The following is a 25,687-nucleotide window of genomic DNA, read 5'->3' on the forward strand; positions in this document are numbered from 1 at the left end:
CGGCCAAGAAAGACTTGAGCGAGTATATCACAAGCTGCCAGCGTTCGCGCTATACCGTTACCTCGAACACGCATCGCTTGCTCCCGCCGAGCTTGGACTCCTTGAGGCGCGCCTGCACCGGCCGGCCAAAGATGGTCTCGAAGGTCTGCTTCTGATACCCGACCGAGCAATTGCACCAGACCGCCGGCGTCCGCCGCTTGTCCACCAGGGGGCAACCACAATCCCCTTCGGCCACCGAGACGGTGACCACGCCCTTCTGCTTGTCCCACGCGAAATCCGTGCCCCACATCTTGTTGGCCGTGGCGAAGTAGCCTTCGGGGTCACCCACGTACTTGGCCCCGAGCTGGCCCACCTTGGCGCACTCGCGGCCGGTCTTCTCGAGGATCAGTGTGCGGACTTCCTCCGGCGCGTCGGTGGCCATGAACCCGAGCAACTTCGCCAATTGATACCGGGCGAAGACCAGCCGCTGGTCCTCGGCCGCGGCTTCGGCCGCATGCAGCGCACCGGGCGCACCGAGGAGATTCAGTGCGCACCCGCACACGCCAAGCCCACAAACGCTCTTCAGGAACTCCTTGCGATCCATGCGGCCACTCCTCTCAATGGATCCCCCGGATCTCACACCACCGCCACCTTCACACAATGCACCGGCGGCAGCGAATCATACAAACAGGACCACTCTTCCCCCCCGTCACGCCCCATCCAGAGCTGTCCGGTGGTGGTTCCGACGTACAGCGCCGGCGAGCGCAACTCGTCCATGTCCATCGCGTCCCGCTGGACCGTGAAGAAGCTCTCCTTCTTCGGCAGTCCGCGGGCGATCCGGCTCCACGACTTGCCCCCGTCCTCGGTGCGCCACACGGCGGGCGAACCGTCCGGACAGGCGCGGGTGGCCGGCTCCAGCGGCATCACGTACACCGTGTCGGGATCGTGCGGGTGCGCGACGATGGGGAACCCGAAGTCCGACGGCAGCCCCTGGGCGATCGAGCGCCAGGTGCGGCCGTGGTCGTCGCTCCGCAGCACCCCGATCCCCGGCCGGTCGGGCCAGCCGCCGTGGTTTTGCATGTACAGCCGGCCGGGCGCCTTCCTGTGACCCACGATCTTGTGCACGCACTGTCCAAACTCCGGGTATGCATCCGGCACGAAGCCCGCGCCGACGCCGTGGTTGGAGGCCACGAAGCTCGCGCCACCATCCTCGCTCAGGTAGTGGCCGCCCGTGGAGATGCCCACGTGCATGCGGTGCCCGTCGCGCAGGATGGTGTGCAGGCAGAGACCCCCGGCCCCCGGCTGCCACTTCCGCGAGTGCTCGTGATTGCTGATGCCCCGGACCAGTTCCCAGGAATCGCCGGCGTCGCGGCTGCGGAACAGCGAGGCTGGCTCCACCCCGCACCACAGTTCCTTCTTCGCCTCGCCCGCTTCCAGGGCCCAGATGTTGGCGAGCGCCCGGCCGTCGTCCTTGGGAAAGGCCGGGGCCGACTTCGTCTCCTTGAAGCTCTTCCCCAGGTCGGTGGAGCGCAGCACCTTCATCCCGAAGTACGGATTGCAGCTCGAGGCGAAGATCCGGGGTGTCCCGCGCGGGTCCACCAGCGCGGCATACACTCCCACACCCGGCGCGAAGGGGCCGCGCAGGGTGAACTTGCGGCGGGATGCCGCCGCTTCGGCCACGAACAGGCCCTTCCGGGTGCCGATGCAAAGAACGACGCGTGCCGGCATGCCTACCCTCCAGAAACCGCGGTCAGGATGATGACGACGTCCCCCGGGGCCAGGGCGGTCGCCAGCCCCTCCCGGTCCCGGATGTGGGATTGGTTCACGAAGAGACCCACGTGGGGACGCACCGCGCCCGTCTCGTCGCAGATGCAGCTGTAGAGGGACGGATGGCGCGCTTCGAGCATCTCCAGTGCGGCGCTCACGCTGGAGACAGGCAGTGAAATCTCCGCGGCGCCCGCGCAGTAGGGGCGCAGCGCCGTCGGAACATGGACCTTGACGCTCACAACTCGGACTCCCCGCGGCCAGTGGGTCTTGAGGAGGACGCTGGGCGGGGTTCGTCCTCGGGGGTGCGGCCTCTAGGATAGCGGATTTCGGCGGGTCCGGGGAAGGGGGCGCGTCGCTCGCGGGACCTCCCGGCTGGCGCCCGGGTTCAGGCCGGCGCGCCCCCGGACGACCCAAGATCCGGAGGACCGATCCGCCCCGCCGGTCATCTAACCTGACCGTGGGGCATCCCCCCCGCCCGAGCTCTCGCCACATTCCATCCCTGGAGGTGCCACCTTGAAACGACTGCTCGTCCTTACCCTTCTCCTGGCTGCCCTGGCGGGGCCCGCCGGAGACTCCCAGGCGGCATCGTTCGCCTACTACGCGTACCTCGACGGACCCAGTGAGGCCGTGCCCACGCCGTCACCGGGAACTGGCTACGCCTGGACCGAGTACAACGATGTCCTGCATACCCTGCTCGTGCACGCCGAATTCCAGGACCTGCTGGGTCCGGTCACCGCCTCGCACATCCACGCCGCCACCGCCGTGCCCGGGGTGGGGACCGCCGGGGTGGCCACGGCAACCCCGACCTTCACCGGCTTCCCCTCCGGCGTGACGGCGGGGACCTACGACCACCTGTTCGACACCACCCTGCCCGCCACGTGGAATCCCTCGTACATCACCGCGCATGGCGGAACCCCGGCCGGCGCCGAGGCCGCGTTCGTCGCGAGCCTGGCGGCAGGCACCTCCTACTTCAACATCCACACCCAGCTGTATCCCGGTGGCGAGATCCGGGGCTTCCTCCACGCGGTGCCCGACTCCCCGACCCTCGGCCTGATGGCGGTGGGCCTGCTGGGCCTGCTCGCCACGAGGCAGCGCGCGCGGGGTTGAGCCGGAGGCCCCCTCACAGATTCCCTGTCTGCGCCGCAGAACACTCGAAGGCCCCCGGAAGCTCTCGCTCCCGGGGGCCTTCCAGCCTCGCCCCTAGCGGATCCTCGTCACCTTGCGGGTCCACTCCAGCTCGCCCGCACGCACCCGCACCCAGTAGGCCCCCGCCCCGACGCCGCCTCCGCGGGTGTCATGTCCGGTCCACTTCAGCGGGTGCACCCCCGCGGCGAGGGTTCCCGCATCCGAGTGGTACACCCGGCGCCCGGCGATGTCGAACACCTCCACGGTCACAGCGGCGGGCCGCACCAGTTCCAGCCTGATCTCCAGCGTTCCGCGCGACGGGTTGCCGAGCAGGTGCATGCCCGCTTTGCCCTCCCGCAGATCCCCTGCCACGTCCGTCACGCCAAATACGAGCGAGTCCGCGGCCATGGTGACCGGTGCCGCGCGGCCGTTCGCGGTCCAGGCGTCGTAGAGGGTCTGCCCGGCCGTGTTGGTCACGTTCTCGTCGCGCAGGAATTCCACGTATTCCTTCGAGGTGGTCTGGTACATCAGCGTGGCCTTCACCGAGTACGCGCTGCGCGGGAGGGAGTACTCCGCCACGTCCCAGTTCTGTCCGTCCGCGTAGCGCACCCCCGGTCGTTCCGGGTCCACGGGCGTACCGCCAAATGCCGCGAAGGCGGCGTTGGTGAAACCCTGCGGTGGGATTCGCGTGTCCTTGTAGAGAGTGTCATTCAGCGCGAAGTGGAAGCCCGGGCCGTGCGGCTTGCCGATGGCGGATGCCAGCGAGGGTGAGAGGCCCAGCTCGGCTTCGTACACCCCCGGGGACGGACTCATGGCCAGCTGCCCGCTCACAGGATCATAGGCGCCCGACTCGTAGATCACGGTTCCGTCGGCCCTGCGCGCCACCAGGTGCAGCCACATCCTGCGGCCCTCCGGGTAGCCCGTGGGCAGCTTGTGGCCGCAGCGGTTGGTGATCGTCACGGTGGCGCGGAAGCTGTCGCCCTCGGTGGCCACGGTCAGGTCCACCGTGGCCGCCTTCTGGAGCATCCCGACCGCCCTCTGCGCCGCGGCCGAAAGCGCCGCGGGATCGGTCTCGGTCGGATAGAGACTCCCGATGACCCCCGGCATCCAGGAATTGCCGCCGGTCATGTCATGCAGGGGCATATCGGCCCGCAGCGGCGCCGCAGGGTCGTTGCACCCCTTCCCCAGCACGTCCTTCAGGTGGCAATCCTGGCAGACGGCCACGATGCCGTCGGCCTTGTTCCCTGCGAAGTCGGGGGCGTACACGCCGGAGGGAAACGCACTGGCCTTCCACTCGCTGTAGGTGCGCTCGAGCGGCATGAGGCTGGTCGAGCTGATGGAGTCCGCCGGCTGGTCCAGCGGGCCGGGCGCGTAGTCGGCCCCGGCAATGCGGTTGAACGCCGGGTTCGACACCTCGTGGCAGGTGCCGCAGAACTCGCTGCTCCGGTGGAAGGCCGAGGCCAGGTAGGTGTGGGGCGCCACGGTGCTGGGGAAGGGTCCCCGCTTGCGCGAGTCGGGGTCCGACACGTATTGCCCGTTCGAGTAGCCGGCCGGAGTATGGCCCGGCAGCAGGCCGCCCAGGACCGCCGGATCCTCGGCCGGGCTCACACCGGGCTTGTAGACCGGATCCACCGAGCGGTGGCAGAAGTCGCACGCCACGCCGTCGCGGTCCAGCGCGGTCAGCTGGCTGCCGCTGGTCGGCTGGCTGCGGCCGGACATCCAGCCGAACGGGGTGTGACAGCGCAGGCACAGGTCCCCCGACGAGGGCGCGTCCTGCTCGGCCACCGCCACGCAGGCGTAGAACAGCGGGTCGCGCGCCGCCTGGGCCATCATGCTGCCGTTGAAGTTGCGGGCAGGCTCCACCGCCGGGTCATAACCCCCGTGACAGTTGGCGCACACGGTGTGGTCCTGGAAGGTCCCCCCGCCGAACGGCTGGGTTCCCGGCTGGTGGAAGTCACGCAGCGTGGTGGGCACGACACCCCCGGGAGTTCTCACGATCGTGAAGACGGCGTTGCTGGAATCACGAGCGGAGTTTCCGGCAAGGTCGAACGCTTCGACCCGCACCCGCGCCGCAGTCGTGGGGGTGTTGTGCACGAACCACTGGAAGGCCCCGGAGTTCGACAGGTTCGACGCGATCATGCTCCACGCTGCTGCTTCGGAGTCGCGATAGTAGATGTTCACCGAGGCGACACCCACGTTGTCCGTCGCGGTCCAGCTTACCGAGTAGGCCGCCCCTCCCGTCCACGCCTCTCCCCCGTTCGGGGAGAGCACCGTCACCGACGGGGGCGTCACGTCGAGCCCGGTCGTGGGCGTGAGGTACGGCGTGATCTCGGGGCGGTTGGGGACGTTCACCGTGGAATCCACGGTGAGGGCCGTGATGCCAGGAAACGTCGGGGTATTCGCGTAGCTCGCCAGGTTGGTGATCTCGACGAGGCTCGTGTAGCCGTCCAAGTCACTGTCCTGGCCCTCGATGCTGCGGATGGCCTGTTGGCGGCCTGCGTCGTTGTTGGCGAAGTTCCCCAGCACTGCCGCGACACGTCGCCCGTACGGGTTCTTCGCGCCCGCCCCGTTGAAGTCCCAATGGCACACCCCGCAGTGACCCGAGTGACTGGGGAGGTTGTCCAGGCGGCTTCCCACCGCCGATGGATACACGTTGAAGAACGAAGTCCGGATGGTGGGCCGGGCCCCCGCGGGGTCCGCTGCCAGCATCGTCCCACAGAGGACGCCCACCAGCGTGACGCGGGAAGCCAGGATCCTCCTGGAGCTGTGGCGGGTGCGGATCATGCGGCACCTCCCTCAATGGTCCGGCCGTGGCCGGATTGCATGCGGCGCCACGGGGGGCTCCAGGACGCCAGCAACAATCATAATAGTGTGCGACTTTGTTGGCCGCAGGGATGACCTTCGTCAAGTTGAGTCTTGATCCCGGTCAAGTTGACTCCACAGGCCGGAGCGACGGATGGCCCACATGACGTGCCTGGCGGCGGCCCGCCACGCGGTCCTGGAATCCCGCGGCTGGGACGTGGAGGAGCGGGGCCTTTCCGGTGCGCCCCCGATCCGGATCTTCACCAGCGCCCAACGTGCCCTTCGACTGCGGCTATGCGTTCGTGGCGCACCCGGAGGCGCATCGCTCGGCGATGTCCCAGCGGGCGGCCTACGTGACCCATGCCTCGGACGCCTGTGCGGCGCGCGGTGGCCGCAGTGGCGCGGGTGCTGGAGGCGGTGGGGGCCCACCCGGGAGCCGCGGAGCCCTGAGCCCGAAGGTCGGGATTCTGCTTCTCCCGAACCGCTCGTCCCTGTCATACTCCCTGCTTCGCCGAATGGGGACACCCCCCGTCCCCTCGCCGCCTTCGACGGAATGGGAGGTCTCGTGAGCCTCAAGACGCGACTCCAGGCCTGCGCGGTCAACCTCACGCTGATGATCGTGCCCCTCGGGGTGCTCTTCCTTGTCGTGGAGGGCATCCTGAGGCTCGGCCCTCCGCTCCCCGCCGAGCGGATCCCTCCCCGGCCCACCGGCGCCCTCATTCGCTGCGACCCGGATTCCCTGCTGGGCTGGAGGCTGCCCGCGAGCACGAGCGGGACATTCATGTGCAACGAGTACCGCATCCAGTTGCGGACCAGTGCCTGGGGTCTCCGCGGCCCCGAGGTGAATCCCGCTGACCTCGCACCGCTGCGCATCCTGGTGCTCGGGGATTCCTACGCGTTTGGCTGGGGCGTGAGCGACGAGGATGCGTTTCCGCGCCGCCTGGAGAGCCTGCTCCGGGCCCGCGCCCCGGGACGGCCCGTGGAAGTCATCAACGCCGGTGTCCCGGGGTACGCTTTCCATCAGCGGCTTCGGATGCTCGGGCTCATCCGCGCGAGGGTCCGCGTGGACATCGTCATCCTGACCGCCAGCATGGCCAACGACCCGTGGGAAGACCTGCGAATCGCCCCCTATCTCGGGAGCCATCTTCCGTGGTACTCGGGCGACTGGAAGCACCCGGACAGCTTCCTGGCGCGGATGATCCGTCGCAGCCGGTTGCTGACCATCCTGGACAGGAAGTCGAGGGGCCTGCAGCTGGCGCTGGTCAACATCAGCCCGCCGGCCACACGGGAGATGGGGCGGGCCATGGGGCTGCTGATTGATGAGTGCCGGCGGGACCACATCCCGGTGCTAACGGTGATCTGCCCGCGCCGGTCCGAGGTAGAGGGCGGGAGCGGGTTCCTGCACAGGTTGTCCCTGGTGCTGACGAAGGGCGCCCGCGACGAGACCCTCAGGGTCCTGGGCTCGCGCCGGGTGCCGGTCCTGGACATCACTCCCGTGCTGGCCGGCCTGGAGCGCCGAGAGGGGGCCTTCCTCAAGCGGGATCCGCACTGGACTTCCCACGGTCAGCAGGAGGTTGCGGCCGCGGTGTTCGCAGCGCTCCCCCCGGAGTGGCTGGCCGCGCGCAGCGGGGATTGACCGAATGCCGGGAATGGACGGCGCTAGAAGCTGATCACCTTGTCCGCTTCGGCTGTCCACCGAGCGAGATGGCTCATCGTGCTCACCTCGGCGCCACCCGCAAGGGCCTGCCCCGCGATCCCGCGCGCTTCGCAGCAGGAACCGCATGCCTTCACCTGCCCGCCTGCATTCGCGATGGCCCTGAGCATCCTCTCGAGATTGTAGTAGCCGTCCGGCGTCTTCTGGCCGGCCACAGCGCACGTCACCGCGTCCGCCATGAGGAACACCCAGACCTCGATTCCCTGGTGTTCCTTCTGCAGCGCCATTGCGAGGCGAAGGGCGTTGTAGGCCTTCTCACTGCCGTAGCCGCCGTCGTTGATGATCAATAGGATCTTCATCCTGGTTCGCTCCTCAAATCACCATCCGAGCTTCGTCTCGCCCGCGATGCCGTTCCGCATCTTCCAGAGATAGAAGGAGGCGAAGGCCTTCTTCGCCCACAGCCAGTGCTTCCCGGAATGAAGCGCCACGCGATTGCGGGGCGGCCGGATGGGGTCAGCTGCCATGTACACTGCCGTTCCACCCATGTCCATGATGCAGGTGGCCGACAGCTCCGGGGAAGACACCGCGCCGCCGCGCAGCCCGGCCGCGATGCTGCGGGCGGCAATCCGCGCCATCTGCTCCGTCATGTGCCCCGTCTTGGGGAAGTTCACCGGAACCGGGGTTATATCCGCCGGCGGCAGGGCGACCGCGACACCGACCGCGTAGACATTTGCCAGGTCCTTGTGCCGGTAGCAGTCAGTGACCGGTATGAAGCCCTTGGGATTCGCGAGGCCCGGTGAGTCTGCCACGGCCCTGATGCCGGCCAGTGGCGGAATAATGAGCGAATAGCGGGAGTCGAGTGCTTCCCCGCCGGCCAGCTCGATGCCACCCTCGGCGATCCTCGTCACCGCGGCCGAGGTCCGGAATTGAATGTCCCGCTCTTCCAGGGCGCCCTCCAGGAACTGCCGCGCGCGGCCAAAGCCGCCCACGCCCATGTGCCCCAGGAAGGGCTCGGGAGTTACGAACGTGATGGGCACCTTGTGCCGCATGCGCCGACGCCGCAGGGCATGATCGATCTCGAACACGAACTCGTACGCAGGCCCGATGCAGCTCGCTCCCGGTGCGCAGCCCACCACCACGGGTCCCGGGGCTTCCAGGAACCGTCGCCACGCATCCCCGGCCTCTTCCGCCTCCGGCGGGGACATCAGTGAATGCCCCGGCCCGGTGAATGGGCCCAGGCCCGGAATGGCCTCGCTGGCACTTCGATGTCCCGTGGCCACGACCAGGTAGTCGTATTCCAACTCCTGCCCGGCCATGGCCACCCGCTGCCCCTGCACATCAATCCCCCGGACCTCCCCGTGAACGAAACGGATCTGCTTCCGGCCGAGCGGGTGCTGCAGGTCAAAGGCAATGCGCTCGACAGTGGTGGTTCCCAGCGCGACCCACGGCAGCGATGGGATGAACACGAACCTGCGGTCCTTGCTGACGAGAGAGATCTCGCAATCCCTCCCGAGGAGACGCCGGAGTTCGTAGGCGGCGGTGAGCCCGCCAAAGGAGCCTCCCAGGATGACAATCCGCAATTCAGACCTCCTTGCCGGCGGATGCCACGGGCAGCCCGCGGCCCTGCCATTCCCGAACCCCGTCCTCGAGCCGCGCAGCCCGGTAACCACGCCTGCGCAGCATCTCGACCGCGTTCACCGCGAGGACGCAGTACGGTCCCCGGCAGTAGGCCACGATTTCCTGGTCGCGGGGCAATTCGGCAAGGCGGGCCCTGAGCTGCTTGAGAGGGATCGAGAGCGCCCCGGCGATGTGCGCCGCGCGAAACTCCTCCGGGGGCCGAACGTCGATGAGCACCGTCTCCCCGCGCCGGACCCGCCGCGCGAGCTCCCTTCGATCCAGCGGCTCCATCCCCCGGTGGCCCTGAAAATAGCCCCGGACGATCTGATCCAGCTCCGCCAGGCGCTTTTCCGCCAGCCCGCGGAGGCCGCCGAGAAACCCCGCCACGGCCGAGTCCGCGAGACGGTAGGTGACGTACACACCCTCCTTCGTGGATTCCACCAGCCGGGCCGCGCGCAGGGCCTGGAGATGGTGGGATGCCGCGGCCACCGATACGCCCGCCTCCCGCGCCAGGACCTCCACGGTCCGCTCCCCCTGGGAAAGCAGGTCCAGCAGCTCCAGGCGCTTTGGGCTCGAGGCCGCCTTCCCAATGCGTGCGAACTGCTCGTAGACCGCATCCTTGAACCCTCGATCCGGACTGGGCTTCGCCATGCACGTATCCTCCATATATTCAAACAACTACTTGAGTATGCGCGAGTTCCCCGCCGGTGTCAACGCGGCTGTCCGCATCTGGCAGAGTCGTCGGACTGACGCGAAGCTCACCGCCGCGCCGGCGATGCGGGCCGTGGGCATCGTCTCCGGGGGAATCGCGGCGCCGGTTCTCCTCCTGTCGGGCTCCCGGTGAACCCGGGACTGGGGCCCTGATGGGCGAGAAGTCCCCGATTGGAGGGCCTGCGGAGCACAGCCATCCCCATGCACCGGACTTGCACCATCGGCACGATCATCGGAAGGCGGAAGCCGGCACCGAGGCTGACTTCAAGGGTCAGGGAGGCGTTCGCTCCCCGCATGGCCCGTGTCCGCCCGGCGTGGCTCCTGCGCCTGCAGTCGCAGCAAGCTCAACAATGCGCCCGAACCCCGATACACCCATCCCACATCTAAAGACCGGCATGGCTCCATCGCGACCCCCCGAACCCAACGGGGCCGGCCTGGAATTCCGCGAGTGGAATTCCATGATACCCAGCTCGCCTTTTGCATTCCTCCCCGCAGCCTTCAGGCTGAAGCGGGGAGGCGCCCCGCCGGTCCGATTCCGGGCCGGCCACCACCGCCGTAGCCACGGCATGCGAATCGCCCTCCCGCAGGCCGCGCGGGACGTCACGTGGATCTCGTGCGCCGCGGCCTTGCATCGCCCGCTCCTGCGGCCGATGAAGGAGTGCACCATGAAACTGGTTCGCATGTTTTTGCTTGTCGCCCTGACCACGGGCATGTTCGCTCTTCCGATGACCGCCACGGCCACCGACGTGGACGGTCCCGACGACTGCCAGAAGCCCACGGAAGACTTCGGCGACGCGCCTGAAATCGTGCTGGCCTACCCCGGAGTCCCGGGCCGCTTCCCCACCTGCCTCGCCCCGTCGGCGCCGGGAACCCAGACGCTGGGCTGCGCGCCCATCAGCACTCCCCCCGGCCCCACGGGTTTCGTGCGCCACCTGACTTTCGCCGCCATGGCCCCCTACTGGCTCGGTTGCTACACGTCTCCCGGTGGACTTCTGGGTATTGACCGCGAGGGCGAGGGCAAGATCAACTCCCCGTCGGTCGGCTGGAGCTTCTGCCTTCCCGGCGCCACCGCGGACTGCGTGGAGAGCGGGTTTGGACTGACCTTCGACCAGGACGAGTGCTACGGGGACGGCTCGGACGCGGGCCTGCTCAGCATGCCGGTGTTCACGCCGTGCTCCCCGGCGACTGTCACGTTCAGCATGGCTTCCTGCCTGGTGCCGCGGCAGGTGTTCCTGAACATCCTGGTGGACATGAACGAGGACGGCGACTGGAACGACAACTACATCTGCCCCGACGGGACCTGCGCCTATGAGTGGGCGGTGAAGAACAGCCCGCTCGTCCTGCCCGGCATCTGCGGCCCGGTGACTTCCCCGGCCTTCCCGGTCGGTCCCAAGTCTCCCAACGGGCGCGGCTGGATGCGCATCACCGTGTCCGACACCCCGGTGAACGACGACTTCCCATGGGCCGGTTCGGCCACCATGCCCGGCGGTTCCCTCCAGAACGGCGAGACCGAGGACTACCCGGTGGCGGTGCAGAACCACACGGACTCGAAGAACCGCACCTGGGGACAGTTGAAGAAGATCTACCGGTAGTCGGGGGAAGCCCCGCAGCTGAAAGGGCGGACCTGCAACCCCGCCCGGATACAGAAAACGCGACCGGCGCCACCGAGAGGCGGCGCCGGTCGCGTTCTGTTCCATGGATGATCGAACGCCGGGAGTCCCTGCCGTTCGGCCCCGGGCACCCGAACGAGTTCGCCTACTTCTCCACCGACCCGAACACCGTGCGGGCCGCATTCCCGTTCGGGCTGGTCACCGAGACCCGGACCGCCGCGGGCTTGAACACCTGCGTCTCCTCCGGCCCGGCGAGCCCGCGACCACTTCCCTGCGCCGCCGCCCATTCCTCGAATCCCTCCACCTTCACGCTCGACGGCCGCAACTGCACCTTGATGCCGTGCGGCCCCACCAGCGTGGGGGCGCCACCGGACGGGTTCTGCAGCACGAACGTGAAGCTGGTCCAGCCGACCCGGTCCTGGGTGTCGGGAAGCGTCACGCTCACGTCCCCCGCCAGCGTCCCCAGGGTGGCCAGCACGGCGATCTGGGTGCCGCCGGTCAGGGGGTTGCCGTTCTCCGCGTCCCGCACGGTCACGCTGAACTCCTGCGACTGGTCCGCGGCGACCGAGAACGTGCCGGGGCTCACCGACAGGGTGGTGTGGCCGGAAAACATCACGGTCATGGAGCGGCTGATCCGCGCCCCCGATTCATCCACGGTCTGGCACGTGACGCTGGCCAGCCCGCCCTCGGGGGCCGGCGCGGCCGTGACCAGGTCCACCGTCGAGAGGCCGTGGTCGTTGGTGGGCGCGGAGCCCACGATGATGCCACCGGTGGTGGTGAAGTAGTTCTCCGTGCCCTCCGGCACCGGGTTTCCGTAGCGGTCGCCGGTGAAGGCGGTGATGGGATCCACCACGCCATAGAACACCAGGCCCGGCACGTTGAGCCGCTCCGCGGCGATGCTGTAGTGGGCCGCGTCGGGCGGGCCGCCGTGGACGGCCACCGGGACCGGGGTGGAGTAGATCGCGGTGCCTTCCACGCTGGCCCGCACCTGCACCACCTGCGCCCGGATCCCCGCGTTGACGGTCACCGCCACCCGGCCCTTCGCGTCGGTGCGCACCGTGTCGGCGCCCAGGAACACGCTGTCCGGAAGAGTCTCGGTCAGCTGGAAGCGCACCAGCGCGCGCTGCGCCAGGTCCACCGGGCTGCTCTTCGAGTCCCGCACTTCGAACGTGAGCAGGGCCGTCTCGACGTCCCCGGAGTGCCGGACCCCGATTCTCTGGGGCGCCACGCTCACGACGACGATGTTGCTGGCGGGCCCGGTGGCGTCGCCGCCACCCCCGCCACCCGAGGACCCGGCGGTCAGCTGCACGTTTGGCACCGTGGCCGTCGCGCCGCGACGCACCGCGACCGAGGTCACCTGCGAGGCGTAGCCGGCCTTGCTGATGACCAGCTGAACCAGCGTGGAGTCGGCCGCCGAGACTTCCAGCCGGTACAGCCCGACGGAATCGGTGGTCGCGGCCCGGTCCTGGCCCACGGCCCGCACGGTGGCCCCGGCGACTCCCTGGTCCGGTTGCGCCGACTCGACCACCCGGCCGGCGACGAAGGTCAACTGCGGGGCCTCGATGGTGGAGCTCTTGCCGCAGCCCCCCGCCAGCGCCATGCACGTCACCGCCAGGCACAGCCATCCCGCGGCGCGAGGCAGGGCGGTATGAGTCCAACGAATCCGTTCCACGGTCAGAGAACCCTCCTGTCCGAACACAACCTCAAGCTCGAGGACGCGTCAGCCTAGCCGCGGCTGAAGGCCCAGTAGCCCACGATGGAGACCAGCAACCCCAGCAGCAGCACCGTCGGCACCACCCCGTAGGCCGCGGCGACCGTTCCGAAGACGCCGACCCACAGCCCGTTGAACGCTTCGAGCCCGTTCTGCATCACCTTGCCCACGCTGCCCGGGTTCTCGATCGAGAACCGCCCGTCGGGCGCCATCTTCACGCCCAGGGCCGTGCCGACCACGTAGACCAGCAGCACCAGCACCGCCAGCTGGATGGCGAAGCGCAGCCAGCGGCGGAGCCCGATGGCGTGCGGTCCCCAGCGGCGTTCCATCCCGGTGGGCACGAACGCGGGGCGTCCGGCCTGCCGCGGCGCTGCCTTGGCCGCACCCATCCCCTGCAGCTGGCCCAGGAAGATGAACGCGGAGTGCCAGGCGCGCTCGAACTCGTCGCGCTGGAACGGCGGGCGGGCCTCGCCGCTGCCCAGGGAGTAGTGCTGCTTGAGCAGTGCGCTGATCTCCTGGAACTCCGGGCGCACGTCGCTTCCCAGGCGGCCGGTCACCGACTGCAGGTCGGCGGCGATGCCCGCCTGCAGCTGGTAGAGCGCCTGCTCTTCCGCGGGCGGGGCCTTCTCGGCTTCGACGATGTGGAGCACGCTCGCCCGGTATTCGATCCAGCGGCGGATCAGGCTCCGGATCTTCGACCTGGTGACCAGGGACTCGAACATCGTGGTTCCTCCTTGCGCGTCCGGCTAGGCGGTCGACAGGAAACGGGCCTTCTCGGGATCCTGCAGCCGGGGCAACACGTCGGCCGCGTACAACACACCCTCGTGGTAGAGCTCCAGCAGCGTGTCGTCGAGGAGCACCATGCCCTCGTTGCGGCTGCTGGCGATCACGTTGTTGATCTGGTGCACCTTGCCCTCGCGGATCAGGTTGGACACCGATCCGCTGGACAGCAGGATCTCGCGCGCGGCGATCCGGCCCTTGCCGTCCTTGCGGCGCAGCAGGACCTGGGAGATGACCGCCTTCAGCGTGAGCGCCAGGCGGGTCCGGATCTCCGCCTGGTCCTGGATCGGGAACACGTCAATGATCCGGTGGATGGTCTTGGACGCCGACTGCGTGGACAGGGTGCTGATCACCACGTTGCCGGTCTCCGCCGCGGTGAGTGCGATCTCGATCGTCTCGCGATCGCGCATCTCCCCCACGAAGATGATGTTGGGCATCTGCCGCAGGGCGCTGCGCAGCCCGGCGGCATATCCCCTGGTGTCCACGCCGATCTCCCGCTGGTTGATCACGCACACCTTGGACTTGAGCGGGAACTCGATCGGGTCCTCGATGGTGACCACGTGCTTGGGCACGCCGTGCTCGGTGTTCAGGTACTCGAGGTAGCTGGCCACCGTGGTGGACTTGCCCGAACCGGTGGGCCCGGTCACGAGCACCAGCCCGTTGGGAATGGTCAGCAGGGAGCGCAACAGGCTCTCGGGCATCCCGATCCGGGAGTAGTGCGGAATCTCCAGCGGGATCAGGCGCAGCACGGCCGCGACCGTGCCCCGCTGTCGGAACACACTGGCGCGAAACCTCGCGAGGCCGTCCAGCTCGAAGCCCATGTCGAGCTCCTGGACTTCCTCGAACTCCTTCCGCTGGGCCGGTCCCAGGAACTGGTACACCAGCTCCCGGGTCTGCTCCGCCTGCAGCGGGACCGGTGGGGCGTCCTGGTGCAGCTCTCCGAAGACGTGGTAGGTGATCGGGGCGCCGGCGGACAGGATGACGTCCGACGCCTGCCTGCGCACCGCCTCCTTCAGCACATCGTCAATCTTCATCGTGGGGGCTCCTGGTTCCCGGGCGTCCTGCGCCACGTGGTCCCGTTACCGCTGCGGCGGCTTGGCGCCGCCCCGCGACGGCCGCTGCAGCTGTTCGAGCGCGCGCCATTCCGTCTCCGGGTCGGTGGCCGGGCGGGCCTGCAGGCCCATCTCCCGGCCGTCGTCGCCGATGATCCGCGGCGTGATCTCGATCACCAGGTCCAGCCGGACATCCTCCTCCCGCTGGTGCCGGAACAGCGCTCCGAGCAGCGGGATGTCGCCCAGCAGCGGGACCTTCTTGAGCGTGTTGCGCCGTTCGTCCGTGATCAGGCCCCCGAGGTAGATCTTCTGGCCGTCCTTGACCCGCAGCAGGGTCTTGGCGCGGCGGGTGGATGTCTGCGGAAGGTCGCTGTTCGGCCCGACGAAGGCGATGATCCGCGACACCTCGGGCTCGACCAGCGTGGTGATCAGGTTGTCGGCGCCGATCCGCGGCGTGATGTTGAGCCGCACGCCCACGTCAATCTTCTCCAGCTGGACCGTCTGGAACGCCCCGCCGGCCACGCCCTGCGACTGCAGCGAGGTGATGACCACCGGCACCGTCTCTCCCGCGAAGATCTCCGCGGGCGAGCCGTCCAGGGTGACCACCCGCGAGTTGGCCAGCAGCCGGGCGCTGCCGTCGGTGAGCAGCGCGTCGAGTGCCACCTCGAAGGACAGCTTCTGGCGGTACCACGAGTCGCCGTCGGCCACCTTGATGGAACCGATCTCGCTCGGCAGCCTCCCGGGGGAGCCCGCGCCCGGGTCGCCCTCGGTGAGCACCCCGGTCCACTTGGTGATCTTCTCCCAGTCAATCCCCAGCTCGGTGAGGCGGCTGGTGTTGACCTCGATCAGCCGGGCCTCCAGCAGCACCTGGGCCGGCTTGCGGTCGAGCTCCGCCACGGTCCGCTCCGCCTGTTCCACGGCGGACTGCGGGGCGCGCACCATCACCCGGTTGCTCTTCACGTCCACCTTCACGCCCGTGCAGATGATCTCGAGCATCTTGCCCACGTCCGTCGCGGAGGCGTAGTGCAGGTCGAAGACGCGCGACGTCAGTCCGGTGGCATTCTCCAGGCTCTTGGGATCGGCGACCAGGATGGAGTTGCCGACGCGCTCGTAGCCCAGCCCGGCGGTGCGGCACACGAGATTGAGCGCCTCCTCGAACGGGGTCTCGCGGATGCGCAGCGAGATCAGGCGGTGCTGCACGTCCGCGCTGGTGGCGATGTTGAGGCCCGTGCGGCTGGCGAGGATCTGGAGGATCTCCACCACCGGGGTGCTGTCCACGCTCAGCGTGATGAGCGCCGAGGGGGACTGTCCGGCCGGCACCGGCGGGGCCACCACGGCGGGTGCCGGCGCCTGCGCCTGTGCGGCGCGGGCGTGTTCCGGGAAGCCCGGGAGCAAGCCGAGGACGAGCGTCATCGCGATCGCGACGCCGGGGAACCGGATGAATTTCAGCGCCATACTGACTCTCCTAACTGGCCGCCAGGACCAGGGTCCTGCTGCCGTCCGTGACTTTGACTGAAGCCCTGCCGATTTCCACCACCGTCCAACCCTGGAACACCTCGCCCGCCTTGAGCCATCCGGAGCGGATCTCGCCCACGGTGAGTTGCACGCTCGGGGCCACGTTGTCGAACAGGAGGCTGCTGAGCCGGGGCGCCGGGGCGGGCTCCGGCGCCGCCGGTCCCCTCTCCCGCGTCATCGAGCGCGCGGGCGGAAGCCGGAATGGGTCGCGGGGGCCCATGTGCGACCGCTCCACCAGACCGTCACGGGCCGTGACGCTCTTCCAGGCCGGCGCACCGGCATTGGCCGCACCCGGGCCCGAAGCGCCGGTTCCGCGCGTGACCGAGAGTACGTCCACCACCGTCTGGCGCACCTGGCCGCCCAGGAGGATCACCGCCAGCCCCAGCGCGGCCGGGCCGATCCACGTCGCACGATCGTCGCGGACGGGCCGCCTCACCTTCGCCTCCCGGCCACGGGCCAGTAGATGCTGATGCTGAGCCTCCCCTCCAGCTGCGACTCGCCCGGGACGACCTCGATGGACACCACGTCCACGGAGGCCAGCGGCGGCCCCTTCTCCAGCGCGCGCACGAATCCCAGGATCTGGCCGTAGCTGCCCATGACCCGCACGGTGGACCGGGTGGACTCCAGGCTGCTGTCCGCCGCACCGGCGCCGGCGGCGAGCTCCAGGCGGCGGAGCCCGATGCGGTTCATCAGCCCGCCGATGTGGGCCACCGGGTCCGTGCCGCGGCCGCCGGCCGGCGCTGTTCGCAGGGCCTGGCCCTGGGCCGTGCCCGCCAACGCCCGCGCTTCCTGGTCGCGGGCGTCCTGCTGGGCGACCCGCTGCGCCAGCTCGGTGTACCGGGCCTGCAGCCGCCGGACTTCCTCGAGCCGTGGCCGGACCACCGCGAACTGGATCCCAGCGCCCACCACCAGCAGTCCCACGGCCGCCGCGGGCAGGAGTCCGATCCGTGTGGGCAGGGCCGGGCGCGTCACGGGTTCGCTCCCGCGGGCGCGCACTGCAGCTCGAAACGGTTCGTGCCCTGCTTGCCCAGCGTGCCCAGGTTGACCACCGGGAAGTCGCTCGAGAACCGCGGCTCGTCCCGGAGCCGGGCCATGAGCCCGGACACCTGCTCCAGCGAGCGGCCGCCGTCCCGCACGATGCCCTCGATCTCGAAGCGGGCCGCGCTGTTTCGCGACGGCGCGTGACCCGTCACGCGCATCAGCAGCAGCGAGGCGTCGAGCTGCTCCGAGAGCGCGGCCAGCTTGGGCGACCAGTCAATGCGCTCGCGGCGCACCTGCAGCAGGTCCCGGGCCGCCTGGAGCTCCGGCAACGAGCCGGCCCCGGCCTGGATGCGCGATTCGAGCCGCGGCAGCCCGGCGCGCAGCGCCGCGGCCCGCTCCCCGAGCAGCCCGGCGCTCACCGCCAGCGCGCCGATCAGCGCCACTTCGATACCCAGGACCACGCCGTAGACCGCCGCGCGCACCGCGCGCCGGCGCGCCGCCAGCCGGTTGCCCTCGAACTCGGGATACAGGTTGACTCTATACAAGCTGCCCGTCCCACCAGCGGCACAGCCCGCAGGCCGTCGCGAACCGGGCGGAAATCCCCTCCCCGTTCTCCATCACCCCGGCGGCCCGCGTCAGCCCGGCCAGCGGATCCAGGATGCTCACTGGACACTCGCCCAGGCCCCTGGCCAGGAGATCCGCGAGGCCCGGCAGGCTCGCGCCGCCCCCGGAAAGGTACACGCCGCCGACTTCCCTGCGGAACCGGCCCCGGTAGAAGACCAGGGTCTCCTTCACCTGGCTCGCCAGTTCGGCCGCGAAGGTCCGCACTTCCGCCGGCTCGCGGCGCGGACCGACCCCCTCCCCCACCACCCGGCTCAGCAGCCCGCCGGAGGATCCGCTCACGTGCAGCGCCGCGCGCCGCGCCCCCAGGTCCAGCAGCGCCACCGCATCGTCGTTGCCCGGCTTCATCTTCGCGCACCCCAGCAGGGCGTTGAGCCCCGCCAGCGGCTCCAGGTCCACCACCTCGGGCACCAGGCCCACCCGGGCCAGCACCCGCACCGGGAAGTCCCGCTGCAGCGCGGGGGCAGCCACCAGCAGCGCGCGCGTCTGCGCCGGGCCGCCCGGCTGGTTCGGCGGCGCGGGGCCGAGGATCTGGGCGTCCAACACCGGCGAGGTCATGCCTTCCAGGTCCAGATGTTGCCGCGCGGCGTAGGGCAGCGTCTGGCGCAGCTCCGCGTCCGTGAGCGGCGGCAGCACCACTTCGCGCAGGCTGGCCTCCTGGCCGCCGATGGCGACCGCCAGGTGGCCCAGCTGCCCACGGCCCAGCCCCAGGCGACCGAGCAGCTGCTGGAGCGCGGCGGCGGCCGCCTCGACATCCGGCGCGCTGCCACCCCCGACCCAGTCCTGCACCCCCAGGTGCGTCACCTGCTCCAGCCGCGGGGAGCCCGAACCGCGCACCAGCTTGATTCCGGACGTTCCCAGGTCAATGCCGGTGCGCACGGAGCCGGTGACTCCCAGGCTCCTGCCGATCGCTGAGATCATGGGATGGCCAGCTCCCGCCAGCGGAGCACCCGCAGAGTTCCGGAGACTCCGTGGGACCAGTTCTCCTCGATATACGGCGGGAGGTTCCCCAGGAACCCCGGGTCGTAGGTGATGCTGGGCCCGCCGGTGCTGGTCCAATTTCCCAGCACCGTGAGCGCGCCGACGAGATTGAAGTTCGAGGTCAGCGTGGGCACGTTGTGGGTCACGTAGAGGTATGCCGGCCAGGCCGAGGTTCCCAGCTGGACGAGCGATCCGCCGGACTTGGAGAAATCGAATGCCACCACCGCGACGCCGCCGTAGGGCTCCATGGTCACCTGCTTCACCGTGAACAACGCGCCGGTCCAGTAGGTGGGGTTCAGACGCAGACTGTCGGTCACCCCGAGGAAGCGCGTGTTGATCACGGTGGCGTGGATCGGGTTTCCTGCAAAGCCGCCGTCGAGCTCCACCGCGCTGACCCCGTTGACACCCGGGGGATTGGCGATGGGCACTTCGCCGAAGTTGACCACGACGGAGCTGTCTCCGGGAGCGCGCTTGAACACCCCCGTCACGTCGTGGAAGTACTTGGTGATCTTGGCGTCGTTGTCGAACTTGTACGTGAAGGTCTGGGTCGCGTTGTTGTAGGTCGTCACGTCGTTGAGGCAGACGCTATCTGCGGGGGTGATGTCCACGCCCAGGCGGTTGTAGACCCGCGCCTTGTAGGGGTTGGTGGTCTTCCAGCCCCGGACGTAGTAGTACGTCGCGTTCGGGAAGTGCGCCGGATCCGTAAAGATGTAGGGCGGCTTGATCGTGAACCCGCTGGTATACGTACCGCCGCACGTGAGGTGGCTGGGGTCGAAGGGAAGGGTGGTCACGTGGATCGGGCCACTCAGGCACATGTTTCCGCCGATGCTGGCGGTGCCCTGGATGATCGTCAGCCCCAGCCCGGTGGGCGGAACCTCGGCAATGACCTCGATCCGCCGGTTCGCCCGGAGCACGTGCCCGGTGGCCACCAGCTGCACCACACCGTTCATGCCCAGGTACAGCGTGTCCCGGACCTCCAGGTCGTACGTCCCCCGGCCCGCGGCCACGCCGCTCCAGCCGTCGCGCCAGGCGCGGTCCTCGAGGAACATCGCGCGGGCCCGCTCCACGGCGGCGTCGGCCAGGAAGAAGGCCTCCGACGATTCCTGCCGGTAGAGCGCGGACTTGGTCTCGTAGGTGGACATGGTGAAGAAGGCAGTGGCCGAGATGAGCAACACCACCAGGAACACCATGACTGCGATCATGACGTAGCCTGCCTCGCCTGTCCGGTGGAGCCTGGGCTGTTCGTTCATGGCACGCTCCGGTTAGAACTCGAACGTGCGGCCGCGAAGGGTGACCCGGGTCATGTCCGTGACCACGTCCCTGGCGCTGTCCTGCAGCGCCAGCGTCAGGGTGAGGCTGGTGGTGTCCCCGTTGGGGGTCACCCGGAAGCGGGAGCAGGCCCGCGCCACCATGTCGGCGCCGTCCTGCTGCAGCCTCCACTGCCCCCCGGAGGAAACCCGGCGGAACGTGTGCGCCAGCGCGCCGTCGGCGTCGTAGGTCCGGAACTGGCTGGTGTCCACCACCGCCACGCTGCGCGCCGTCCGGATGGAGCGGGTCATCCATGCCAGCGCCTCCGCGGTGTTCTGCTGCAGCACCACCTTGTCCCGGCCCCACTCCCAGGACTTCTGGCTGGTGATCACGATCCGCCCCAGCGCCATCACCACCACGAAGCTGATCAGCAGCGCGACCGCCAGCTCCACCATGGTGTAGCCGGCGTCCCGGCCCGGTCGCCTCACGTTCCCCATGCCATCCCCCGGGCCAGGATGGTGGTGCACTCCAGCGTGCGCGCGATGGTGGTGTTCCCCGCCCGCGCATTCCACGTCACGGTGATCGTGAGCGTGGTGGCATTGGCCTGCGGCGACTCCGCGGTGACCGCGTGGGCCACGGAGTAGGTGCGGCCGTCCACCGCGAAGTTGGTGGTGGTGCCCTGCAGGGCGGGTAGTCCCTCGTACACCTCGTCCCGGTGGATCGCCTCGAGGCGCGCCTCGGCCACCGCGGACGCCCTGCGCCGGTCCTCCTCGTACACCGTCTGCCGGCGGCCGTACATGTAGATCAGGGCCACCGAGAAGAACACCACCAGCAGCAGCGTCGCGCCGACCAGCACCTCGATGATGCTCAGGCCGCGCTCACCCGGGTTTCGGGCCCTGCCGTGCCGCCGGTGGATTCTCATTTCCAGTGCCTCGTTTCGTGCGGGCAATCCGGGGGCCGGAACGTCCGGCCCCCGGATCTCCGCCTGGAGCTGCTACAGCCCGGTCACGACCGGGGCCGTGCCGTTGCTGGTGATATTGGGCACGGTCACGTCCACCTGGACCCCGGTCATCTTGCCGGTGCCGGTGGCCCGGAAGGTGATGGCCCCCGTGGCGGCGGTGCCACCCCCGGCCGAGATGGTGTACGTGAACAGTTCCGTCGCCTCGAGCGTGGCAATGCCGGCACCCGCTGTCGGCGGCCACTGCGGAACGCCGCTGCCGTCCTGGTGCTCCTGGGCGTAGGCCTTGGACGCGGTGATGATCTCACCGATGCGTCCGGTCGCCTCGGACACCCGGGCGTTCTTGATGTACTTGCCGTAGATGGGAATGGCGATGGCCGCCAGGATCCCGATGACCACCACCACGACCATCAGCTCGATCATGGTGAAGCCCTTCTGGTTGGGCTTGCGTCTGAATCTCAGCATCTGCCTTCCTCCCGCAGTTTCTCGCCCTGCGCCTGCGCGCCCCGGTTGGGTTGGTGTTGCTGCCGCGGAACCCCCCTGGGCGATGGCATTCCGCGTGCAGGTTCAACTTCCGCTCAGTGGCTGTAGCCGCCTCTCATGATGGCGTCGCCGAGGCTGAAGATCGGCAGGAACATGGCGATGACGATCGCTCCCACCATGGCCCCCACCAGGATGATCATCACCGGCTCGATCAGTGAGGAGAGCCAGTGCACGGCGGCCTCCACCTCCCGGTCGTAGAAGTCCGACGACTTTAGCATCATCGCGTCCAGGTTGCCGGTCTCCTCGCCCGTGGCCATGAGCTGCAGCACCAGCTCCGGAAAGGTGCCCGTGGCACGGAACGACTCGGTGATCCCCCGCCCCGCCGCCACCCGTTCCTTCACGTCCAGGATCGCCTGCCCCACCACCGCGTTGCCCGCGGCGCCGCTCACCAGGTCCAGCGACTCGAGGATCGGCAGGCCCGTGCGCGTCAGGATGCCGAAGGTCCGGGTGAACCGGCTCATGACCGCCTTGCGCACGATGGGCCCGAACAGCGGGACCCGCAGCAGGAACCCGTCGAAGGCCAGTCGCCCGGCGCGGGTCCGGATCCCCAGGACCGCCAGCACCACCAGCCCCGCCACGACGCCCAGGGAGAGCAGCGCGTTCTGGCGAATGGCGTTCGAGATCCCGATCACCACGGCGGTGTACACCGGCAGCTGCTGGCCGAAGTCGGAGTAGATCTTCTGGAAGGTCGGCACGATCTGCAGCAGCAGGAACAGCGTCACCGCGACGGCGAAGATCAGCACGAACACCGGGTAGGACATCGCCGCCCGCACCTTGTTCTGGATCCCGTCCACCTTCTCCATGTACACGGCCAGCTGTTCCACGATCTCGGATAGCGTTCCGGCCCGCTCCCCAGCCCGCACCATGCTGAGGTACATGGTGTTGAACGTGGCGGGGTGGGCCGCCATCGCCTCTGACAGGCTCTCGCCGCGCTCGATCCGCGTGGCGAGGTCCTCGATGGCGCGCGCCAGCATGCCGTTCGAGCAGTCCGCGGCCAGGCCCCGGAGGCCGCGCACCAGCGGGATGCCCGCTTCCAGCAACGTGGCCAGCTGGCGGTTGAACAACGCCTGGTCGCGCGTCCCGGGCCGCATGAAGGGGACGGCGAAGGGGCGCCCGCGGGCCGCCCGTTCGCGGTCGTGACTGCGGTCCTCCACCACGTGCAGCACCGCCAGGCCCTGCCGCTGGAGCTGGTCCACGACCTCGTCGGCGCTGGAGCCCGGCAGGAAGCCGCTGACCTCCTCCCCGGTGGTGCTCCTGGCGATGTAGGCGAAACTTCCCATTCCGTACCCCTGGCCGGCGCGAACGCCGCTAGTCGTCACTCAGGCAGACGCGAAGGACTTCCTCGATCGTGGTGGATCCCTCGCGGGCCTTCTGCAGCCCGCTCTGGCGCAGCGTCACCATGCCTTCCTGGAGCGCCAGCTTGCGGATCTCGTCGGCCGGGCGGTTGTCCGCGACCAGCTGGCGCAGCCCGGGCGTGAGCATCATCCGCTCCACGATCGCCACCCGCCCAAGGTAGCCGCGCCCCTTGCACGCCACGCAACCGGCACCTTTGAGCAGGCGCGGACGGGACGCGCCGGCGGTGATGCCAGCTTCCCCCGCGGCGAACAGCACCTCGTCGGCGGGCCGGTACTCGGCCAGGCAGTGGGGGCAGTTCCGCCGCACCAGCCGCTGCGCCGCCACCATGGTCAGCGCGCTGGCCGCCATGAACGGCTCCGCGCCCATGGACACCAGCCGCGTGGCCGTGGTGGGCGCGTCGTTGGCGTGAATGGTGCTGAACACCATGTGCCCGGTCAGTGCGGCGCGGATGGCGATGTCGGCGGTGTCGTGGTCGCGGATCTCGCCGACCATGATCACGTCCGGATCCTGCCGCAGGAACGAGCGCAGCGCGTTCGCGAAGGACACCTGCTTGCGCTCGTTGACCTGCACCTGGTTGATCCCGCCGATCTTGTACTCGGCCGGATCCTCGATGGTGGTGATGTTGATGCCCGGGTGGCGCAGCTCCAGCAGGCTGGCGTAGAGCGTGGTCGTCTTGCCGGAACCCGTCGGCCCGGACAGCAGGACCATGCCGTACGGATGGTGGATCGCCCGCTCGAACGCCTCGAAGTCGGCCTGGGAGAAACCCAGGTCCCGCAGCGAGAAGTTGAAGCCCGACTTGTCGAGCAGCCGCAGCACCAGCTTCTCCCCGTGAATCGTGGGGATGGCCGAGACGCGCACGTCCACGTCGTGGCCGTTGCGGCGATAGGTGAAGCGCCCGTCCTGGGCCATGCGCCGCTCGGCGATGTCCATGTTCGACATGATCTTGATGCGGCTCACCGTGCCCGTGTACACCGCGCGCGGCGGGGACAGGGCCTCGTACAGGATCCCGTCCACGCGGTAGCGGATGAGCAGCCCCTTTTCCTGGGGCTCGATGTGAATGTCCGTGGCCCGTTCCTGCAACGCCCGCCCGATGATCTGGTCCACCAGGCTGATGGTGCCGGCCTCCTGCGCGCGCCGCTGCGCCTCGGCCTCGTCCGCCTCCTCCTCCGCCACCTGCATGCCGCCGGCCTCGTCCACCACCTTGTCAATCAGCTCGGTGACGCTGCGGCTGCTCTCGACCAGGCCGTAGCTGGCCTCGCGGGTGCGCTCCAGGATTTCCGGGGTGGCCAGCAGGATCTCGAGCCGGCGACCGGAGCGCTCCGCGATCCGCCGCAGGTTGTCCCGCGCCTCGATGTCCAGCGGGTCGGCCATCGCGACCACCAGCAGGCCGTCGTCCAGCCGGACCGGCTGGATGCCGTGCCGGCGCGCGAACTCGTAGGGCAGCAGCGACAGGGCCGCGTGCTGCACCTCGTCCCGTGCGGGATCGAAGCGCCGGTGACCGAGTTGCACCGAGAGCGCCCCGAGGATGTCCTCGGCGGACACGTAGCCGCGACGGCACAGGATCTCCCCGACGCGCTCCCGGGTGGCCCCCTGTTCGGTGAGCGCCTCCTGGAGTTGCGATGGTGAGATCAGGCCCTGGCCAAGCAGCAGCGAGCCCAGTTCCCTCGTGTCAGCGCACACGTCGGGCCTCTCCGAAAGATAGGGACAGCCGGCGCGAGCAGACCCTCGCCCAGGAGGCAGCGGTCCGCACGGCCAAGCCGGTGGTCCCTGTGGTGATCGGCCAAAATCGAGCCCCGTGACCGGCCCCGGCCGGGGAGCTATCTCAAGGTGTATGGCGGCCTTGGAAACGGGGTCTGCAGGGCTTATCGGCCCCGCACGGTGGCAACTGGAGCAGCCCGCCCGGCCCGAAACGGCAGGGCACTTCCCGACCGGCGTACTGAGGAGGGGGCGTCTGCCGCCGACGGGCTGGTCCTTAGGTAACCCATTATATCGTATTCGGGGAACACTCTGTCGCAACTTCTCGCTCGGCGCCCTGCACGGAAACAGCCGAAAGGCCCCTACTTCTCCCGCACCGCAGTTTCCGTTATGGGAATGAACGGCAGGACGGCAAATGGTGTAATTTCAACTACTTCCGGCTCCCACTTGTCATTCGGACCCCGGCTCCCCCCGAATTCCCTGAAGTCGCCCACCCCGTGGATGAGCAGGACCCTCGTGACTTCGTTCGGACGGCGCGGCCAGGTCGGGTCGCCACCGCGAATCCTCCGAATGCGCATCAGGAGTTCGTACGACCGATTCGATTTCCTTGAGCAGGAGGTCCGCCTTGCGGCGCGGGGAGGCGGTTGCGACCGCCTCCCGAGGGGTGAGCCCCTTGAGCGCGGGCAGGGCGGAATCCAGCCAGGCCCGTTCCCGGACGCCCACCGGCCCGCGTGACTCCCGCGCGTACCAGTCTGCGATGGAGTGCCGGTCGAAGGGGCGGTGAAATAGCAGCCACGGGACGAAGATCGCCGGCGCGTCGAGAGGCCCCTCCCCACCCTCGCCGAAGCCGCGATCGGCTTCCTTGATCTTCTCGATCCCCCAGCGCCGCCGCGCGAACTCGAGGAGCGTTGGGCACATGCATTCGTCCACCTCGAGCATCTCCCGGGCCGCCGGCTCCATGAAGGCCCGGGGATCTTCTTC

Annotated in this window: 25 protein-coding genes; 3 read left to right on the plus strand and 22 right to left on the minus strand. The window is 69.1% G+C overall.

All coding sequences use genetic code 11. From position 1 onward, the window contains the following. Positions 1-49: 49 nt before the first annotated feature. From HZB25_05880 to HZB25_05890, 3 genes are read right to left on the minus strand one after another with little or no spacing between them, the layout of a single operon-like run. A complete protein-coding gene (locus HZB25_05880) occupies positions 50-583 on the minus strand; it encodes a hypothetical protein (protein ID MBI5836751.1) in 534 nt (177 codons plus the stop codon). A 32-nt stretch (positions 584-615) separates the two neighbouring features. After that, positions 616-1,707 (minus strand): exo-alpha-sialidase, encoded by a 1,092-nt coding sequence (locus HZB25_05885; protein ID MBI5836752.1) that lies wholly within the window; start codon positions 1,705-1,707, stop codon positions 616-618. A gap of 2 nt (positions 1,708-1,709) precedes the next feature. Then, positions 1,710-1,985 carry a MoaD/ThiS family protein gene (locus tag HZB25_05890; GenBank protein MBI5836753.1) on the minus strand — a complete coding sequence of 92 codons (276 nt, stop codon included), beginning with the start codon at positions 1,983-1,985 and terminating at the stop codon, positions 1,710-1,712. Positions 1,986-2,259: 274 nt separating this feature from the next. Between HZB25_05890 and HZB25_05895 the strand changes: the two genes are divergently transcribed. Beyond that, complete coding sequence (locus HZB25_05895) at positions 2,260-2,853, plus strand: CHRD domain-containing protein (protein ID MBI5836754.1); 594 nt, start codon at positions 2,260-2,262, stop codon at positions 2,851-2,853. A gap of 93 nt (positions 2,854-2,946) precedes the next feature. Here the strand turns inward: HZB25_05895 and HZB25_05900 are convergent, their stop codons facing one another. Then, complete coding sequence (locus HZB25_05900) at positions 2,947-5,655, minus strand: hypothetical protein (GenBank protein ID MBI5836755.1); 2,709 nt, start codon at positions 5,653-5,655, stop codon at positions 2,947-2,949. A gap of 583 nt (positions 5,656-6,238) precedes the next feature. Here HZB25_05900 and HZB25_05905 point away from each other — a divergent pair. Continuing rightward, the gene (locus HZB25_05905; protein ID MBI5836756.1) at positions 6,239-7,309 is read left to right on the plus strand and encodes a hypothetical protein; all 1,071 of its coding nucleotides are present in this window, start codon (positions 6,239-6,241) and stop codon (positions 7,307-7,309) included. A 23-nt stretch (positions 7,310-7,332) separates the two neighbouring features. Here HZB25_05905 and HZB25_05910 read toward each other — a convergent pair whose 3' ends face one another. From HZB25_05910 to HZB25_05920, 3 genes are read right to left on the minus strand one after another with little or no spacing between them, the layout of a single operon-like run. Continuing rightward, positions 7,333-7,686, minus strand: a complete 354-nt coding sequence (locus tag HZB25_05910) for a DsrE family protein (protein ID MBI5836757.1) — start codon at positions 7,684-7,686, stop codon at positions 7,333-7,335. A gap of 18 nt (positions 7,687-7,704) precedes the next feature. Beyond that, positions 7,705-8,907: an FAD-dependent oxidoreductase gene (locus HZB25_05915; protein ID MBI5836758.1), complete on the minus strand. Its 1,203-nt coding sequence runs from the start codon at positions 8,905-8,907 to the stop codon at positions 7,705-7,707. A 1-nt stretch (position 8,908) separates the two neighbouring features. Next, complete coding sequence (locus HZB25_05920; protein MBI5836759.1) at positions 8,909-9,595, minus strand: metalloregulator ArsR/SmtB family transcription factor; 687 nt, start codon at positions 9,593-9,595, stop codon at positions 8,909-8,911. A 725-nt stretch (positions 9,596-10,320) separates the two neighbouring features. Between HZB25_05920 and HZB25_05925 the strand changes: the two genes are divergently transcribed. After that, on the plus strand, positions 10,321-11,247 hold the full coding sequence (locus HZB25_05925) for a hypothetical protein (protein ID MBI5836760.1): 927 nt from the start codon (positions 10,321-10,323) through the stop codon (positions 11,245-11,247). Between the two features lie 163 nt (positions 11,248-11,410). Here the strand turns inward: HZB25_05925 and HZB25_05930 are convergent, their stop codons facing one another. The 15 genes from HZB25_05930 to HZB25_06000 form a co-directional block, all read right to left on the minus strand. Next, the gene (locus tag HZB25_05930; protein ID MBI5836761.1) at positions 11,411-12,937 is read right to left on the minus strand and encodes a carboxypeptidase regulatory-like domain-containing protein; all 1,527 of its coding nucleotides are present in this window, start codon (positions 12,935-12,937) and stop codon (positions 11,411-11,413) included. A 53-nt stretch (positions 12,938-12,990) separates the two neighbouring features. Next, entirely contained in the window at positions 12,991-13,698 is a 708-nt protein-coding gene (locus tag HZB25_05935; GenBank protein ID MBI5836762.1) for a hypothetical protein, read from the minus strand. Between the two features lie 24 nt (positions 13,699-13,722). Continuing rightward, positions 13,723-14,790, minus strand: coding sequence for a PilT/PilU family type 4a pilus ATPase (locus tag HZB25_05940; protein MBI5836763.1), 1,068 nt, complete (start codon positions 14,788-14,790; stop codon positions 13,723-13,725). 45 nt (positions 14,791-14,835) lie between these two features. Beyond that, entirely contained in the window at positions 14,836-16,263 is a 1,428-nt protein-coding gene (locus HZB25_05945; protein MBI5836764.1) for a hypothetical protein, read from the minus strand. Between the two features lie 10 nt (positions 16,264-16,273). Further along, positions 16,274-16,759 (minus strand): hypothetical protein, encoded by a 486-nt coding sequence (locus HZB25_05950; GenBank protein ID MBI5836765.1) that lies wholly within the window; start codon positions 16,757-16,759, stop codon positions 16,274-16,276. After that, positions 16,756-17,295 carry a hypothetical protein gene (locus tag HZB25_05955; protein MBI5836766.1) on the minus strand — a complete coding sequence of 180 codons (540 nt, stop codon included), beginning with the start codon at positions 17,293-17,295 and terminating at the stop codon, positions 16,756-16,758. The genes HZB25_05950 and HZB25_05955 overlap by 4 nt, the downstream gene beginning before the upstream one ends. After that, positions 17,292-17,849, minus strand: a complete 558-nt coding sequence (locus HZB25_05960) for a hypothetical protein (GenBank protein MBI5836767.1) — start codon at positions 17,847-17,849, stop codon at positions 17,292-17,294. Before HZB25_05960 ends, HZB25_05955 begins: the two co-directional genes overlap by 4 nt. Then, on the minus strand, positions 17,842-18,846 hold the full coding sequence (gene pilM / locus HZB25_05965) for a pilus assembly protein PilM (GenBank protein MBI5836768.1): 1,005 nt from the start codon (positions 18,844-18,846) through the stop codon (positions 17,842-17,844). Before pilM ends, HZB25_05960 begins: the two co-directional genes overlap by 8 nt. Then, positions 18,843-20,156, minus strand: a complete 1,314-nt coding sequence (locus HZB25_05970) for a pilus assembly PilX N-terminal domain-containing protein (protein MBI5836769.1) — start codon at positions 20,154-20,156, stop codon at positions 18,843-18,845. The genes pilM and HZB25_05970 overlap by 4 nt, the downstream gene beginning before the upstream one ends. Before the next feature lie 12 nt (positions 20,157-20,168). Then, positions 20,169-20,642 carry a hypothetical protein gene (locus HZB25_05975; GenBank protein ID MBI5836770.1) on the minus strand — a complete coding sequence of 158 codons (474 nt, stop codon included), beginning with the start codon at positions 20,640-20,642 and terminating at the stop codon, positions 20,169-20,171. After that, the gene (locus HZB25_05980; GenBank protein MBI5836771.1) at positions 20,639-21,076 is read right to left on the minus strand and encodes a hypothetical protein; all 438 of its coding nucleotides are present in this window, start codon (positions 21,074-21,076) and stop codon (positions 20,639-20,641) included. The genes HZB25_05975 and HZB25_05980 overlap by 4 nt, the downstream gene beginning before the upstream one ends. 72 nt (positions 21,077-21,148) lie before the next feature. Beyond that, on the minus strand, positions 21,149-21,577 hold the full coding sequence (locus tag HZB25_05985; protein MBI5836772.1) for a prepilin-type N-terminal cleavage/methylation domain-containing protein: 429 nt from the start codon (positions 21,575-21,577) through the stop codon (positions 21,149-21,151). Between the two features lie 113 nt (positions 21,578-21,690). Next, positions 21,691-22,935, minus strand: coding sequence for a type II secretion system F family protein (locus HZB25_05990; protein MBI5836773.1), 1,245 nt, complete (start codon positions 22,933-22,935; stop codon positions 21,691-21,693). A 28-nt stretch (positions 22,936-22,963) separates the two neighbouring features. Then, entirely contained in the window at positions 22,964-24,691 is a 1,728-nt protein-coding gene (locus HZB25_05995; protein ID MBI5836774.1) for a type II/IV secretion system protein, read from the minus strand. Between the two features lie 465 nt (positions 24,692-25,156). Beyond that, a complete protein-coding gene (locus HZB25_06000; protein MBI5836775.1) occupies positions 25,157-25,645 on the minus strand; it encodes a hypothetical protein in 489 nt (162 codons plus the stop codon). Positions 25,646-25,687: the final 42 nt, after the last annotated feature.

It is taken from the genome of Candidatus Eisenbacteria bacterium, assembly GCA_016235265.1.
Lineage (GTDB): Bacteria > Eisenbacteria > RBG-16-71-46 > RBG-16-71-46 > JACRLI01 > JACRLI01.

What these genes read in the sequence shown, in the direction of transcription:
- HZB25_05880 (MBI5836751.1), bottom strand. Translation starts at nt 583, where the DNA reads ATGGATCGCAAGGAGTTCCTGAAGAGCGTTTGTGGGCTTGGCGTGTGC.
- HZB25_05885 (MBI5836752.1), bottom strand. Translation starts at nt 1,707, where the DNA reads ATGCCGGCACGCGTCGTTCTTTGCATCGGCACCCGGAAGGGCCTGTTC.
- HZB25_05900 (MBI5836755.1), bottom strand. Translation starts at nt 5,655, where the DNA reads ATGATCCGCACCCGCCACAGCTCCAGGAGGATCCTGGCTTCCCGCGTC.
- HZB25_05910 (MBI5836757.1), bottom strand. Translation starts at nt 7,686, where the DNA reads ATGAAGATCCTATTGATCATCAACGACGGCGGCTACGGCAGTGAGAAG.
- HZB25_05920 (MBI5836759.1), bottom strand. Translation starts at nt 9,595, where the DNA reads ATGGCGAAGCCCAGTCCGGATCGAGGGTTCAAGGATGCGGTCTACGAG.
- HZB25_05925 (MBI5836760.1), top strand. Translation starts at nt 10,321, where the DNA reads ATGAAACTGGTTCGCATGTTTTTGCTTGTCGCCCTGACCACGGGCATG.
- HZB25_05935 (MBI5836762.1), bottom strand. Translation starts at nt 13,698, where the DNA reads ATGTTCGAGTCCCTGGTCACCAGGTCGAAGATCCGGAGCCTGATCCGC.
- HZB25_05940 (MBI5836763.1), bottom strand. Translation starts at nt 14,790, where the DNA reads ATGAAGATTGACGATGTGCTGAAGGAGGCGGTGCGCAGGCAGGCGTCG.
- HZB25_05945 (MBI5836764.1), bottom strand. Translation starts at nt 16,263, where the DNA reads ATGGCGCTGAAATTCATCCGGTTCCCCGGCGTCGCGATCGCGATGACG.
- pilM (MBI5836768.1), bottom strand. Translation starts at nt 18,846, where the DNA reads ATGATCTCAGCGATCGGCAGGAGCCTGGGAGTCACCGGCTCCGTGCGC.
- HZB25_05970 (MBI5836769.1), bottom strand. Translation starts at nt 20,156, where the DNA reads ATGAACGAACAGCCCAGGCTCCACCGGACAGGCGAGGCAGGCTACGTC.
- HZB25_05980 (MBI5836771.1), bottom strand. Translation starts at nt 21,076, where the DNA reads ATGAGAATCCACCGGCGGCACGGCAGGGCCCGAAACCCGGGTGAGCGC.
- HZB25_05985 (MBI5836772.1), bottom strand. Translation starts at nt 21,577, where the DNA reads ATGCTGAGATTCAGACGCAAGCCCAACCAGAAGGGCTTCACCATGATC.
- HZB25_05990 (MBI5836773.1), bottom strand. Translation starts at nt 22,935, where the DNA reads ATGGGAAGTTTCGCCTACATCGCCAGGAGCACCACCGGGGAGGAGGTC.
- HZB25_06000 (MBI5836775.1), bottom strand. Translation starts at nt 25,645, where the DNA reads ATGCTCGAGGTGGACGAATGCATGTGCCCAACGCTCCTCGAGTTCGCG.